The organism is Pseudomonas frederiksbergensis (assembly GCF_017114915.1).
Lineage (GTDB): Bacteria > Pseudomonadota > Gammaproteobacteria > Pseudomonadales > Pseudomonadaceae > Aquipseudomonas > Aquipseudomonas frederiksbergensis_I.
This window is the reverse complement of sequence record NZ_JAAUOE010000004.1, coordinates 45,891-61,049: the sequence shown is the minus strand read 5'-3', so window position 1 is coordinate 61,049 and position 15,159 is coordinate 45,891. Positions and strand designations below refer to the sequence as shown.

Annotated in this window: 14 protein-coding genes; 6 read left to right on the top strand and 8 right to left on the bottom strand. The window is 58.7% G+C overall.

Features of this window, described 5'->3' with window-relative positions; translation table 11 throughout:
* Positions 1-34: 34 nt before the first annotated feature.
* The 8 genes from rseP to rpsB form a co-directional block, all read right to left on the bottom strand.
* Entirely contained in the window at positions 35-1,387 is a 1,353-nt protein-coding gene (rseP, locus tag HCU66_RS04515; RefSeq protein ID WP_205887350.1) for an RIP metalloprotease RseP, read from the bottom strand.
* Positions 1,388-1,439: 52 nt separating this feature from the next.
* A complete protein-coding gene (gene ispC / locus HCU66_RS04510; protein WP_205887349.1) occupies positions 1,440-2,630 on the bottom strand; it encodes a 1-deoxy-D-xylulose-5-phosphate reductoisomerase in 1,191 nt (396 codons plus the stop codon).
* Complete coding sequence (locus tag HCU66_RS04505) at positions 2,627-3,433, bottom strand: phosphatidate cytidylyltransferase (protein ID WP_205887348.1); 807 nt, start codon at positions 3,431-3,433, stop codon at positions 2,627-2,629. Before HCU66_RS04505 ends, ispC begins: the two co-directional genes overlap by 4 nt.
* A complete protein-coding gene (gene uppS, locus HCU66_RS04500; protein WP_205887347.1) occupies positions 3,433-4,188 on the bottom strand; it encodes a polyprenyl diphosphate synthase in 756 nt (251 codons plus the stop codon). The genes HCU66_RS04505 and uppS overlap by 1 nt, the downstream gene beginning before the upstream one ends.
* 13 nt (positions 4,189-4,201) lie before the next feature.
* Positions 4,202-4,759 (bottom strand): ribosome recycling factor, encoded by a 558-nt coding sequence (gene frr, locus HCU66_RS04495; RefSeq protein WP_007940501.1) that lies wholly within the window; start codon positions 4,757-4,759, stop codon positions 4,202-4,204.
* Positions 4,756-5,499, bottom strand: coding sequence for a UMP kinase (gene pyrH / locus HCU66_RS04490; protein ID WP_003198235.1), 744 nt, complete (start codon positions 5,497-5,499; stop codon positions 4,756-4,758). The genes frr and pyrH overlap by 4 nt, the downstream gene beginning before the upstream one ends.
* Positions 5,500-5,709: 210 nt before the next feature.
* Positions 5,710-6,576, bottom strand: a complete 867-nt coding sequence (gene tsf, locus HCU66_RS04485; RefSeq protein WP_205887346.1) for a translation elongation factor Ts — start codon at positions 6,574-6,576, stop codon at positions 5,710-5,712.
* 192 nt (positions 6,577-6,768) lie between these two features.
* Positions 6,769-7,506: a 30S ribosomal protein S2 gene (gene rpsB / locus HCU66_RS04480; RefSeq protein ID WP_008052780.1), complete on the bottom strand. Its 738-nt coding sequence runs from the start codon at positions 7,504-7,506 to the stop codon at positions 6,769-6,771.
* Between the two features lie 373 nt (positions 7,507-7,879).
* Between rpsB and map the strand changes: the two genes are divergently transcribed.
* The 6 genes from map (at position 7,880) to dapD (ending at position 15,122) form a co-directional block, all read left to right on the top strand.
* A complete protein-coding gene (map, locus tag HCU66_RS04475; RefSeq protein WP_007940499.1) occupies positions 7,880-8,662 on the top strand; it encodes a type I methionyl aminopeptidase in 783 nt (260 codons plus the stop codon).
* A 45-nt stretch (positions 8,663-8,707) separates the two neighbouring features.
* Positions 8,708-11,410: a [protein-PII] uridylyltransferase gene (locus tag HCU66_RS04470; protein WP_205887345.1), complete on the top strand. Its 2,703-nt coding sequence runs from the start codon at positions 8,708-8,710 to the stop codon at positions 11,408-11,410.
* A 42-nt stretch (positions 11,411-11,452) separates the two neighbouring features.
* Complete coding sequence (gene dapC / locus HCU66_RS04465) at positions 11,453-12,652, top strand: succinyldiaminopimelate transaminase (RefSeq protein ID WP_205887344.1); 1,200 nt, start codon at positions 11,453-11,455, stop codon at positions 12,650-12,652.
* 164 nt (positions 12,653-12,816) lie between these two features.
* Positions 12,817-13,548 carry a M12 family metallopeptidase gene (locus HCU66_RS04460; RefSeq protein WP_205887343.1) on the top strand — a complete coding sequence of 244 codons (732 nt, stop codon included), beginning with the start codon at positions 12,817-12,819 and terminating at the stop codon, positions 13,546-13,548.
* Positions 13,549-13,692: 144 nt separating this feature from the next.
* Positions 13,693-14,055 (top strand): ArsC family reductase, encoded by a 363-nt coding sequence (locus HCU66_RS04455; protein ID WP_277397044.1) that lies wholly within the window; start codon positions 13,693-13,695, stop codon positions 14,053-14,055.
* A 32-nt stretch (positions 14,056-14,087) separates the two neighbouring features.
* Positions 14,088-15,122, top strand: coding sequence for a 2,3,4,5-tetrahydropyridine-2,6-dicarboxylate N-succinyltransferase (dapD, locus tag HCU66_RS04450; RefSeq protein WP_205887342.1), 1,035 nt, complete (start codon positions 14,088-14,090; stop codon positions 15,120-15,122).
* The last annotated feature ends 37 nt before the right edge of the window (positions 15,123-15,159 follow it).

Sequence of the window (15,159 nt, the reverse complement as noted above, 5' to 3'; positions counted from 1 at the left end):
GCAAAATGCGGCAGATTCGCAATTCAGCGAAGTGTTACAGTCGACCCAGATCATTGACCAGAGCTAGCAACATCACCCCGACCACCAAACTGATACCGATCTGTATCCCCCAACCTTGCACCCGATCCGACAAGGGGCGACCACGCGCCCACTCGATCAGATAAAACAACAAATGCCCCCCATCCAGTACAGGAATGGGCAGCAAATTCAGAACCCCCAGGCTAATACTCAGATAAGCAAGGAAATTCAGGAAATCAGCGAAGCCCGACTGGGCAGAAGCGCCCGCCACTTTAGCAATGGTTATCGGTCCACTCAAGTTTTTTACCGAGAGCTCGCCGAACAACATTTTCTTGAGCGAATCGAGGGTCAGCACGCTCATGGTCCAGGTGCGTCGTGCACCCTCGCCAATTGCAGCCACCGGACCGTAACTGACTTCACGAATCATCTCTGATGGCCAATCGACCGCTTTCACCCCAGCTCCCAGATAGCCATGGGGCGCCTTGCTTTCGCCGCGAGCGGCCAGCGTCACGGCGACGTCGATTTGAGCACCATCGCGCTCGACACGCAGCATTATTTTGGTATCGGGATGCATGCGGACGATGTCGACCACCTGCTGCCAGTCTTCCAGCGCCTTGCCATCAAGGGTCAACAGGCGGTCACCGGCCTTCAGGCCCGCAGCCTTGGCCGGACCTTTGGGATCAAATTCGGCCAGGATCGGCGGCAATGCCGGACGCCAGGGACGAATACCCAGCGAGTGAATAGGATCCGGCTCGTCAGCGCCCTTGAGCCACTTGTCCAGCACCAGCTCGCGAGGCGAATCCACCGTGGAGCCCTGTTCGCGGACCAGCAATTGAAGGGAACCGCTCTCCCCCAGACGACGGACCAATTGCAGGTTCACCGCAGCCCAGCCGGAGGTTGGCTCGCCATCGATGGCAATAATTTCCTGCCCCGCGCTCAAACCGGCCCTGGCGGCGATACTGCCGGATTCCACCGCACCAATGACCGGCCGCGGCTGCTCGCTGCCGAGCATCGCCAACCCCCAGAAAAACACCAATGCCAATAAAAAGTTGGCGATCGGACCGGCCGCTACGATGGCAATCCGCTGACGGACGGATTTGCGATTGAAGGAATGATCGACCTGATCGGCCGGGACCTCACCTTCGCGCTCGTCGAGCATCTTCACGTAGCCGCCCAGCGGGATGGCGGCAACCACAAACTCAGTGCCTTTGCTGTCGTGCCAGCGCAGCAGCGGCATGCCGAAGCCCACGGAGAAACGCAGCACTTTGACCCCACAGCGACGCGCGACCCAGAAGTGGCCGAACTCGTGGAAGGTGACCAGCACGCCCAGCGCTACCAGGGTGCCGACAATCATATAGAGCGCGCTCATCTACTTTCTCCGCAATCCTATCAGTGCTGCATGGACCAACGTATTGCAGCACTTATCGCCCGTGACGACTCAACCATTGCCCGGCCAGTACCCGTGCTTTCGCATCGGCCGTAAACACTGCCTCGAGATCATCTACCGCAACCACAGGCTCGAGGTTCAACACTTCCTCGATAATACTCGCGATTTCCAGATAGCGAACCCGTCCGTCGAGAAAGGCCGCCACAGCCACTTCATTCGCGGCATTGAGCATGGCCGGCGCGCTGTTGCCAGCTTCGGCGGCTTGACGCGCAAGGCGCAGACAAGGGAAACGCTCTTCATCGGGGGCCTGGAAATCCAGGCGAGCGATGGCGAACAGGTCCAATGGAGCAACACCCGAGTCGATCCGTTCCGGCCAGGCCAGGGCATTGGCAATCGGCGTGCGCATGTCCGGATTACCCAACTGCGCCAGCACCGAACCATCGATATAGTCGACCAGCGAATGAATCACGCTCTGCGGATGAATCACCACTTCGACCTGGGAGGGCGTAGCGTCGAACAACCAGCAGGCCTCGATCAGTTCGAGCCCCTTGTTCATCATGCTGGCCGAATCCACCGAAATCTTGCGCCCCATGGACCAATTCGGGTGAGCACACGCTTGCTCGGGGGAAACATGCGCCAGTTCAGCCATCGGCGTCTGCCGGAACGGGCCGCCCGAGGCTGTCAGTAAAATCCGACGCACACCGACCGCGCCAAGCCCACGGGCGAAATCCTGAGGCATGCACTGGAAAATCGCGTTGTGCTCGCTGTCGATCGGCAGCAGCACCGAACCGCTTTTACGCACGGCCTGCATGAACAGCGCACCGGACATCACCAGCGCTTCTTTATTGGCCAGAAGGATCTTCTTGCCGGCCTCGACTGCCGCCAGGGTCGGACGCAAACCCGCTGCTCCAACGATGGCCGCCATCACCGCATCGACTTGCGGATCGGAGGCGACCTGACACAAGCCCTCCTCTCCCACCAGAACGCGGGTCGACAGGCCGGCCGCGCGCAAGTCGTCCTGCAACCCCCGGGCAGCGCCGGATTCCGGCACGACCGCGAAGCGCGGCGCATGGCGCACACACAGCGCCAGCAACTCACTCACACGAGTGAAACCGCTCAAGGCGAAAACCTGATAACGCTCGGGATGACGGGCGATGACGTCGAGGGTGCTCAGACCAATCGAGCCGGTCGCCCCCAGCACGGTAATCTGTTGCGGGCGACTCACGGCGCCGCCATCCATAGCAGCACGGCGAACACCGGAATCGCCGCCGTCAGGCTGTCGATGCGATCCAGCACACCACCGTGACCCGGCAGCAGATTACTGCTGTCCTTGATTCCCGACTGGCGCTTGAACATGCTCTCGGTGAGGTCGCCCACCACGGAAATGAACACGATTACCGCAGCACCGAACAGGCCCATCAGCATCTGAGCGAAACTCCAGTCCCGCACGAAACCGACGATTGCCGTGATCACCAGGCTCAGCAACAAGCCGCCGTACACACCTTCCCAACTCTTGCCGGGGCTGACCTGCGGCGCCAGCTTGCGCTTGCCAAAGGCCCGGCCGGAAAAGTAGGCACCGATATCAGCCCCCCAGACCAGCACCATCACCGCCATGATCAACCAGTTGCCCAAGGGCTCTTGCTTGATCAGGATCAGACCTTGCCAGGCCGGCAACAGAATCAACAAACCGATGACCAGTTTGCAAACGGCACTGGCCCAGTGTTCGCTGGACCGTGGATAGGTCAGCACCAGGTACGTGGCCACGCCCCACCACAACACCGAAGCGCCCAATACCCAAGGCGCGAGCCCTGGCAGGATGTGCATGACAAACAGCATCAACGCAACCACCGCCGCATAGGCAACGCGGATCGACTGAGCGGCAAAACCGGCCAGACGAGCCCATTCCCACGCGCCGAGCGTCACCACCAGCCCGATGAACAGCGCAAAACCGGACCCTTCGAGCAGGAAAAACCCGCACAGGGCAATCGGCAGCAGGATCAGCGCCGTGATGATTCGTTGTTTAAGCATTAAACCCGGGCTCCAGCCTCGACCTGCTCGCTCGTTTTACCGAAGCGACGCTGGCGAGAAGCGAAATCGGCCAGTGCTTTTCGCATGGCGTCGTGTTTGAAGTCCGGCCAGAAAAGGTCGGAGAAGTACAACTCGGCGTAAGCCAGTTGCCACAGCAGGAAGTTACTGATGCGATGCTCGCCCCCGGTACGGATGCACAAGTCCGGCAATGGCAGATCACCGGTCGCCAGACAGGTTTGCAGCAGCTCAGGGGTAATGTCATCCGGACGCAGATGCCCGGCCTGAACTTCACGCGCCAGACGCTGCGCGGCTTGCGCGATATCCCACTGACCACCGTAGTTGGCGGCGATCTGCAGGATAAAGCGGTTGGCGCCGACGGTCATCGCCTCGGCTTCGCGCATGGCCGCCTGCAGCTCCGGGTGGAAACGCGAACGGTCACCGATGATGCGCAAACTGATGTTGTTGTCGTTGAGACGCTTGGCCTCGCGACGCAACGCCCTGAAGAACAAATCCATCAAGGCACTGACTTCATCGGCCGGGCGCTGCCAGTTCTCGCTGGAGAAGGCGAACAGGGTCAGTACTTCGACCTTGGCCTCGGCACACACCTCAATCACCGCACGCACGGCATCCACGCCCGCTTTATGCCCGGCGACACCCGGCATAAAGCGTTTTTTCGCCCAACGATTATTACCATCCATGATGATCGCGACATGGCGCGGCACCGCGGACGGCGCAGTCTGCTTTGTCTTATCCATTAAAACGTGACCCTTATACGGCCATCAGGTCTTTTTCTTTTTCCGCCAGCTTCGCGTCGATTTCAGCCACGAACTTCTTGGTCAGATCGTCGATCTCGCCAGTGGCGCGACGCTCTTCGTCTTCGCTGATTTCCTTTTCCTTGACCAGATCCTTCAGCGAGCTGTTAGCATCGCGGCGGATATTGCGCACGGCAACACGAGCGTCCTCAGCCACATCACGAGCCTGTTTGGTGAAGCCCCGGCGGGTTTCTTCGGTCAGGGCCGGCATGGAGATCAGCAGCAACTCACCCAGGTTGGTCGGGTTGAGGTTCAGACCAGCGCTACCGATGGCCTTGTCGACCGCGCCCAGCATGTTGCGCTCAAAAGCAACAACTTGCAGGGTACGGGCGTCTTTAACGGTGATGTTCGCCACTTGCTTGATCGGAGTGTCGGCGCCGTAGTACGGAACCATCACGCCTTCCAGAATGCTTGGGTGCGCCTGGCCGGTACGGATACGGCCGAAGTTGTGCGCCAGCGATTCTACGGACTTCTGCATGCGCTCTTTAGCGTCTTTCTTGATTTCGTTGATCATTGTTGAACTTCCTCGATCAGGGTTCCTTCGGCGCCACCATGCACGATGTTCAGCAGGGCGCCGGGTTTGTTCATGTTAAATACGCGCAGCGGCATCTTATGATCGCGGCATAGGCAAATGGCCGTCAGATCCATTACACCCAGCTTGCGATCCAGCACTTCATCGTAAGTCAGATGATCGAACTTCTCGGCATGCGGGTCTTTGAACGGATCAGCGGTGTAGACGCCATCGACCTTGGTCGCCTTGAGTACGACATCGGCATCGATCTCGATCGCTCGCAGGCAAGCCGCCGAATCCGTAGTAAAGAACGGATTACCGGTACCGGCCGCGAAAATCACGACTTCCTTGGAGTTCAGGTGACGCATGGCTTTGCGGCGATCATAGTGATCGGTCACGCCAACCATGGAAATGGCCGACATCACGATGGCCGAGATATTGGCACGTTCCAGCGCATCGCGCATCGCCAGGGCGTTCATCACAGTGGCCAGCATGCCCATGTGATCACCCGTGACCCGATCCATGCCGGCCGCGCTGAGCGCTGCGCCGCGGAACAGGTTTCCGCCACCGATCACCAGACCGACCTGGACACCTATGCCAACCAGTTGGCCAACTTCCAGGGCCATGCGATCCAGAACTTTCGGATCGATCCCGAACTCTTCCGAGCCCATCAGGGCCTCGCCGCTAAGCTTGAGTAGAATGCGTTTATAGCGAGCCTGATAACCACTGCCCTGCTGAGCCATTGCGAATCTCTCCTGCGGCGTATTTTAAAAAATTCTTTGCGAGCTGTTTACAGCTGGCGTTCACTCTAGCTTGGCGCTGCTTCAGCGCCATCGGAACATGGCTTTGTAAGCCAGTTCCAAAAGGACACCCAATAAAATCGGTGACCCATCTGAAAAGAGGCTGCGCGCGTAAGCGGGCAGCCTCTTTCGGGCGACAGTTAAAAAACCGTCTTACTGTTGCTTGGCAGCAGCCAGTTGTGCGGCAACTTCTTCAGCGAAGTTGTCTTCTTTCTTCTCGATGCCTTCACCTACCGCGAAGCGGGTGAACGAAACGATTTCAGCGCCGCCTTTCTTGGCCAGAGCACCTACGGTGATTTCTGGTTCCTTGACGAAAGCTTGCTCAACCAGGCTGGCTTCAGCCAGGAACTTGCTGATACGGCCGCCGATCATTTTTTCAACGATTTCGGCTGGCTTGCCTTTCATCTTGTCTTCGTTGAGCTGCAGGAACACAGCTTTTTCGCGCTCGATAGCCTCAGGGGAAACCTGCGATGGCAGCAGGAACTCAGGGTTGCTGGCTGCTACGTGCATAGCGATGTCTTTGGCCAGCTCTACGGAACCGCCTTTCAGAACAACCGCAACACCGATCTTGTTACCGTGCAGGTAAGTACCGACCACGTCACCTTCAACGCGAACCAGACGACGGATGTTGACGTTTTCGCCGGTTTTACCAACCAGTACCAGACGATCGGCTTCTTGAGCTTCGATCAGCGGAGCGGCGTCGGTCAGTTTGTCAGCGAAAGCTTTTTCTACGCTGGCAGCCACGAACGCTTTGAAGTCATCCTGCAGAGCCAGGAAGTCGGTCTGCGAGTTCACTTCCAGCAGAACGGCAGCTTTACCGTCGTCCTTGATGGCGATAGCGCCTTCAGCAGCGATGTTGCCTGCTTTCTTGGCAGCCTTGATGGCGCCCGAAGCACGCATGTCATCAATGGCTTTTTCGATGTCGCCGCCAGCCTTGGTCAGGGCTTTTTTGCAGTCCATCATGCCTTCGCCGGTACGCTCGCGCAGTTCTTTGACCAACGCTGCAGTAATCTCTGCCATTTTCAAATTCCTCTTGGATAGGTTTTCAACCATTCCACCCGATCGAACGGGCGATCAATTCTTCCCGAATCACCCTTGTTAGCCGCCGCATGTTACAGATGCTGTAGCTGCGCTGCTCACAAATGGTTTTCGAGGTGGCAAAAAGGGGGCCAAGCCCCCTTTTTGCTTACTGAGTCAACGCCAGGGCGTCAATTACTCAGCTGCGGCCTGAGTTTCTTCAGCAGCGAACTCTACAGTACCGCCAGCAACATTGTTGCGACCACGGATAACAGCGTCAGCCATCGAACCCATGTACAGCTGGATAGCACGGATTGCGTCATCGTTGCCTGGGATGATGTAGTCAACGCCTTCCGGGCTGCTGTTGGTATCGACTACGCCGATAACCGGGATGCCCAGCTTGTTGGCTTCGGTGATCGCGATGCGCTCGTGATCAACGTCGATAACGAACAGAGCGTCTGGCAGACCGCCCATGTCCTTGATACCACCCAGGGAACGATCCAGCTTCTCAAGATCGCGAGTGCGCATCAGCGCTTCTTTCTTGGTCAGCTTGGCGAAGGTACCGTCTTCGGCTTGTACTTCAAGGTCACGCAGACGCTTGATGGAAGCACGGATGGTTTTGAAGTTGGTCAGCATGCCGCCCAACCAGCGGTGATCGACGTACGGCGAACCGCAACGTGCTGCTTCTTCAGCAACGATCTTGCCAGCGGAACGCTTGGTGCCGACGAACAGAATCTTGTTTTTGCCCTGGGCCAGACGCTCTACGAAAGTCAGAGCTTCGTTGAACATTGGCAGGGTTTTTTCAAGGTTGATGATGTGGATCTTGTTACGCGCGCCGAAAATGTATTTACCCATTTTCGGGTTCCAGTAACGGGTCTGGTGACCGAAGTGCACACCGGCCTTCAGCATATCGCGCATGTTGACTTGGGACATGATAGTTCCTTAATAAGTCGGGTTTGGCCTCCACGTATCCCAATGACCAACCAGCAGCATCAGCTGAAGGCACCCAGGTCATCGTGTCGACACGTGTGTGGATTTAAGCTTTTCAGGGCATCCCCGGAAAGCGGCGCATTTTATACCACAAGGAAGGAAAAAACGGAACCGGGATTCTGAAAACCTGGCGAATGCCTTTAGCCCCGCCCTTGGAATCCACCAGGAATGCGCCATTCTATAGGGAGAAGCGATGCACAGAGGCTCAGATTTGCGCTGATCGTCTGATAGAATCGCGTTTTTCAGGGCTGCGACGATCGCTCGCGCAGTGCCCATTTCGTTTTAGAAGGCGCCATCGAGCGCAGAGAGAGCCTGTATGACCGTCACCCTCAAGACCCCAGAGGACATCGCAAAAATGCGTATCGCCGGCAAATTGGCCGCCGATGTGCTGGAAATGATTGCCGATTATGTCAAGCCGGGCGTCACCACCGAAGAGTTGGACCGCATCTGCCACGACTACATCGTCAACGAGCAGAAAGCCATTCCTGCCCCGCTCAACTACAAGGGCTTTCCGAAGTCGATCTGCACCTCGATCAACCACGTGGTCTGCCACGGTATCCCGAACGAGAAGCCGTTGAAAGATGGCGACACCCTGAACATCGACGTCACCGTGATCAAGGACGGCTACCACGGCGACACCAGCCGCATGTTCCACGTCGGCACCGTGCCAGTCTGGGCCGAACGCCTGTCCCAGGTGACTCAGGAATGCATGTACAAGGCCATCGAACTGGTCAAACCCGGCTGCCGCCTGGGCGATATCGGTGAAGTGATCCAGAAGCACGCGGAAAAGAACGGTTTCTCGGTGGTTCGCGAGTTCTGCGGCCACGGCATCGGCAAAGTGTTTCACGAAGAACCGCAGATCCTGCACTACGGCCGCGCCGGCACCGGCATGGAACTGAAAGCCGGCATGACCTTCACCATCGAGCCGATGATCAACCAGGGCAAGGCCGACACCAAGGTGCTGGGTGATGGCTGGACTGCCATCACCAAGGATCGCAAGCTGTCGGCTCAGTGGGAACACACCCTGCTGGTGACGGAAACCGGTTACGAGATCTTCACCCTGCGCAGCGACGATACGATCCCGCGCGTTTCGGCCTGATCCCGCCCGCACCGTTCCCAGCCTTATAGAAAGGAAAGCCAATCGATGCCGCAGGTGGATCCCGAACTCTTCGACCGCGGCCAGTTCCAGGCGGAACTGGCCCTGAAGGCAAGCCCTATCGCTGCTTTCAAGAAGGCGATCCGTCAGGCTCGCGAGGTGCTCGACGAGCGGTTTCGCAGCGGCCGGGACATTCGCCGGCTGATCGAGGATCGTGCCTGGTTCGTCGACAACATCCTGCAAAAGGCCTGGGAGCAGTTCAGCTTGAGTTCTGAAGCCGACATCGCGCTGGTCGCCGTCGGCGGTTACGGTCGCGGCGAGTTGCACCCCTACTCCGACATCGACTTGCTGATCCTGCTGGGCAGCGCCGATCACGAAGTTTTCCGCGACTCCATCGAGCGCTTTCTGACGCTGTTGTGGGACATCGGCCTGGAAGTCGGCCAGAGTGTTCGCTCGGTTGACGAATGCGCACAGGAAGCCCGCGCCGACCTGACGGTGATCACCAACCTGATGGAAAGCCGCACCATTGCCGGCCCCGAGCGCCTGCGCCAACGCATGCTGGACGTGACCAGTACCGAGCACATGTGGCCCAGCAAGGAGTTCTTCCTGGCCAAGCGGGCCGAGCAGAAAGCCCGTCACCACAAGTACAACGACACCGAATACAACCTGGAACCCAACGTCAAAGGCTCGCCCGGTGGCCTGCGCGATATTCAGACGATTCTGTGGGTCGCCCGTCGTGAGTACGGCACCCTGAACCTGCGGGCCCTGGCGGGCGAAGGTTTCCTGGTGGAGAGCGAGAACGCCCTGCTGGCCTCATCCCAGGAATTTCTGTGGAAAGTGCGTTACGCCCTGCACATGCTCGCCGGCCGCTCCGAGGACCGCCTGCTGTTCGATCACCAGCGCACGATTGCCGGTCTGCTGGGTTTCGTCGGCAATGACGCCAAGCACGCCATCGAAAACTTCATGCAGCAGTACTACCGGGTGGTCATGAGCATTGCCCAGCTCAGCGACTTGATCATCCAGCATTTCGAAGAAGTGATCCTGGCCCCCGAAGACGAGGCTCCGCCGCAGCCGATCAACTCGCGGTTCCAGCTGCACGACGGCTACATCGAGGCACGTAACGACAACGTGTTCCGCCGTACGCCATTCGCCATGCTCGAAATCTTCGTGCTGATGGCCCAACAGCCGGAAATCAAAGGCGTACGCGCCGATACCATCCGTCTGCTGCGCGAGAACCGTCATTTGATCGACGACGACTTCCGCAACGATATTCGCAATACCAGCCTGTTCATCGAATTGTTCAAGTGCAAGATCGGCGTCCACCGCAACCTGCGGCGGATGAACCGCTACGGGATTCTTGGGCGTTATCTGCCGGAGTTCGGCTTTATTGTCGGGCAGATGCAGCACGACCTGTTTCACATCTACACGGTCGACGCGCACACCCTGAACCTGATCAAGCACCTGCGTAAATTGCAGTACACCCAGGTGTCGGAAAAATTCCCGCTGGCCAGCAAGCTCATGGCCAAACTGCCCAAACCCGAGCTGATTTACCTGGCCGGCCTGTACCACGACATTGGCAAGGGCCGGCATGGCGATCACTCGGAAATCGGCGCAGTGGATGCCGAAGCCTTTTGCCAGCGCCACCAGCTGCCGATCTGGGACAGCCGCCTGATCGTCTGGCTGGTGCAAAACCATCTGGTGATGTCGACCACCGCCCAGCGCAAGGACTTGTCCGACCCGCACGTGATCCATGATTTTGCACAGATTGTGGGCGATGAAACCCGCCTCGATTATCTGTACGTGCTGACCGTTGCCGACATCAACGCGACCAACCCGACGCTGTGGAACTCCTGGCGCGCGAGTCTGTTGCGCCAGCTCTACACCGAGACCAAGCGCGCCTTGCGTCGCGGCCTGGAAAACCCGGTGGATCGCGAAGAGCAGATCCGCCAGACCCAGAGCGCGGCGCTGGACATCCTGGTGCGTGGCGGTACCGATCCGGATGACGTCGAGCAGCTCTGGGCGCAATTGGGCGATGACTATTTCCTGCGCCACACCGCCGGCGATGTGGCCTGGCACACCGAAGCGATTTTGCAGCAACCAGCCGACGGCGGCCCACTGGTGCTGATCAAGGAAACCACCCAGCGCGAGTTCGAGGGCGGTACGCAGATCTTCATCTATGCACCGGACCAGCATGACTTCTTCGCCGTGACCGTGGCAGCGATGGACCAGCTCAACCTGAACATTCACGACGCCCGGGTCATCACCTCCAGCAGCCAGTTCACCCTCGACACCTATATCGTGCTCGACACCGATGGCGACTCGATTGGCGATAACCCGGCGCGGGTCAAACAGATCCGCGAAGGCCTGACCGAAGCCCTGCGCAACCCGGACAACTACCCGACGATCATTCAGCGCCGGGTGCCGCGCCAGCTCAAGCATTTCGCCTTTGCGCCACAGGTGACGATCCACAACGACGCCCAGCGGCCGGTGACCGTGCTGGAGCTCAGCGCGCCCGACCGCCCCGGATTGCTGGCGCGGATCGGCACGATCTTCCTCGAGTTCAACCTGTCGTTGCAGAACGCCAAGATCGCCACCCTGGGCGAGCGCGTGGAAGACGTGTTCTTCATCACCGACGCGAACAATCAGCCGCTCTCCGACCCATTGCTGTGCAGCCGCTTGCAGGATGCAATCGTCGAACAACTGAGCGTCAGCCAGGAACCCGATATCAAATTTTCGCGCATCAGCATCTGAGCGCGCCATGATTCAGCCGCTTTGAACGAGACCCCCGTACCGATGAACAACGCTCTGAACCAGTTGCAGCCCTACCCGTTCGAAAAACTCCGCGCCTTGCTCGGCAGCGTCACGCCAAACCCGGACAAACGCGCCATCGCGCTGTCCATCGGCGAACCGAAGCACCGCTCGCCTGGCTTTGTTGCCGAAGCCCTGGCAAGCAATCTGGATCAGATGGCCGTGTACCCGACCACCCTCGGTATCCCGGCCTTGCGTGAAGCCATCGTCGCCTGGTGCGAACGCCGTTTCGGCGTCCCGAAGGGCTGGCTCGACCCGGCGCGCAACGTGCTGCCGGTCAACGGCACCCGCGAGGCGCTGTTTGCGTTCACCCAGACCGTGGTCAACCGTGGCGAAGACGCGTTGGTGGTCAGCCCGAACCCGTTCTATCAGATCTACGAAGGGGCAGCCTTCCTGGCCGGGGCCAAGCCGCACTACTTGCCATGCCTGGATGAAAACGGCTTCAACCCGGATTTCGATGCTGTATCGCCAGACATCTGGAAGCGCTGCCAGATCCTGTTCCTGTGCTCGCCGGGCAACCCGACCGGCGCACTGATCCCGGTCGAAACACTGAAAAAACTGATCGCCCTGGCCGATGAATACGATTTCGTGATTGCCGCGGATGAGTGCTACAGCGAACTGTACTTCGACGAACAAACCCCGCCGCCGGGCCTGCTCAGCGCCTGCGTCGAACTGGGCCGCAAGGATTTCAAGCGTTGCGTGGTGTTTCACAGCCTGTCCAAACGCTCCAACCTGCCGGGCCTGCGCTCAGGTTTTGTCGCCGGTGATGCCGATATTCTCAAAGGCTTTCTGCTCTACCGCACCTATCACGGCTGCGCGATGCCGGTTCAAACCCAGCTGGCCAGCGTTGCCGCGTGGAATGACGAAGTGCATGTACGGGCTAACCGCGCGCTGTATCGCGAGAAGTACGATGCGGTACTGGAAATCCTCAGTCCGGTCATGGATGTACAGCGCCCGGACGGTGGCTTCTACTTGTGGCCAAACGTTGAAGGCGACGATGCGGCGTTCTGCCGGGATTTGTTTGCCGAGGAACATGTGACCGTAGTGCCTGGCTCGTACCTGTCCCGCGAAGTGGATGGCGTCAACCCGGGCGCCGGGCGTGTGCGGATGGCGCTGGTTGCGCCGCTGGCCGAGTGCGTGGAGGCGGCTGAACGGATTCGCGCGTTCATTACCCGCCACAAGTAACGGCTGACGGCCCGCGCCAGGCAATCTGGCGCGGGCACTTTTTTATATAAAGTTACACTGCATATAACTATCTACCTCACCCGCTTGCCGACCGGACTTTAGTCTTGTGCGGCGCACTCTGCTGCGCCCGACAAACCCTTATCTGAACTTCACGGAAGAAGCTGATGACCCATGACATTTGTGACTGCAGGCTTATGCAGTGGCCAGACGACCAAGCGGCTTACGAGGCCGCCATCAAAGAAAACCCTGCAAATGCCGGCCCTGCCAGCGGCACTCGCCGTAAACGCTCGGTGGTCAATTATTCAAAACTGTGGGCCAACGGCCGCACGTTGAAGATTGCCTTCATGGACGCTCCGGACGCCGACCATAAACAGAAGATCATCGACGCCGCCAGCCAGTGGTTGCCGTACATCAACCTCAAATTTGATTTCGTCGATGATTTGAAAGGCGATATTCGCGTAGCCACCAAGAACAATGACAACAGTTCAATGCTGGGTACCGACGCCCTGTTGATTCATCCAGATCACCCCACCATGAACCTGGGCGTCAAACCCAAACATGAAGACTTCGAAGTGATCGTGATTCACGAATTCGGACATGCACTCGGCGCGATGCATGAACACCAGCATCCACAGGCAAACATTCCCTGGGACAAACCGAAAGTGTATGAGTTTTACCAGAACCGCGAGATGAACCCGCTCACTCGAGAACAAGTCGACAGAAACCTGTTCGCATCCTTCAACACACTGGATGCGATTTACACCTCTTATGACAAGAAATCGATCATGCACCACCCGGTGGCGAATGCATTGACAGTGGGTGACTGGGAAGTCCCGATCAACCGCAGGATCAGTAAAAAAGACAAGCGCTTGATGAAACTGCTCTACCCAAAATAAACCGATCGCCCCCTTTATCCATTGAGCTTCAGGCTCACGTAGCCAGGACAAAAAGACAAACCCGAGCACAGCCGACGCGAAACCGTCCGGTCATGGCATAATCCGTCACCTTTGATTTTCAGCACCTGCAAAGGGGGCGATTCCTTGACCGTTTCAAGCAAAACGTTGCACCTTTTCGGCATCAAAGCCTGCGACACCATGAAAAAGGCGCGCACCTGGCTCGATGATCACGCTGTCAGCTATGACTTCCATGATTACAAAACGGTCGGAATTGACCGTGAACACCTGACCCAATGGTGCGACGAGCATGGCTGGCAAGTGGTGTTGAACCGTGCAGGCACGACCTTTCGCAAGCTCGACGACGAACGCAAAGCCGATCTCGACCAGCGCAAAGCCATCGAACTGATGCTCGCACAACCCTCGATGATCAAGCGCCCGGTGCTCGATCTCGGTGACCGAACCCTGATTGGCTTCAAGCCAGATATCTACGCGGCCGCACTCAAGTAAGGCAGCCCGTTTCACTTTTTAGAGGTATCAACATGTCCACTACCCTGTTCAGCCTGGCCTTTGGTGTCGGCACTCAAAACCGTCAAGGCGCATGGCTGGAAGTGTTTTACGCGCAGCCACTGCTCAACCCGTCGGCCGAACTGGTCGCGGCCATTGCCCCGGTTCTGGGCTACACCGAAGGCAATCAGGCCATCGCCTTCAGCACCGCTCAGGCGTCCCAACTGGCTGAAGCACTCAAAGGCGTCGACGCTGCCCAGGCTGCCTTGCTGACCCGTCTGGCCGAGAGCCACAAGCCGCTGGTCGCCACGCTGCTGGCCGAAGACGCGCAATTGACCTCCACGCCCGAGGCTTACCTCAAGCTGCACCTGCTGTCCCATCGTCTGGTCAAGCCGCACGGCCTGAACCTGGCCGGGATCTTCCCGTTGCTGCCGAACGTGGCCTGGACCAGCCAGGGCGCCATCGATCTGGCCGAACTGGCCGAACATCAACTCGAAGCCCGTCTGCGCGGCGAGCTGCTGGAAGTGTTCTCGGTGGACAAGTTCCCGAAAATGACCGACTACGTCGTACCGGCCGGCGTGCGTATCGCTGACGCGGCACGTATTCGCCTGGGTGCTTACGTGGGCGAAGGCACCACCGTGATGCACGAAGGCTTCGTCAACTTCAACGCCGGCACCGAAGGCCCGGGCATGATCGAAGGTCGTGTCTCGGCGGGCGTGTTCGTCGGCAAAGGTTCTGACCTGGGCGGCGGCTGCTCGACCATGGGCACCCTGTCGGGCGGCGGCAACATTGTGATCAAGGTCGGCGAAGGCTGCTTGATCGGCGCCAACGCCGGTATCGGTATCCCGTTGGGCGACCGCAACACCGTCGAGTCGGGCCTGTACGTGACGGCCGGTACCAAGGTTGCGCTGCTGGACGAGCACAACAAACTGGTCAAAGTCGTCAAGGCCCGTGAACTGGCCGGTCAACCTGACCTGCTGTTCCGCCGTAATTCGGAGACCGGTGCCGTGGAATGCAAAACCCACAAGTCGGCCATCGAACTGAACGAAGCGCTGCACGCTCACAACTAAGCAGAGCGTCAAACGATCACCTTGTATGTAGGAGCGG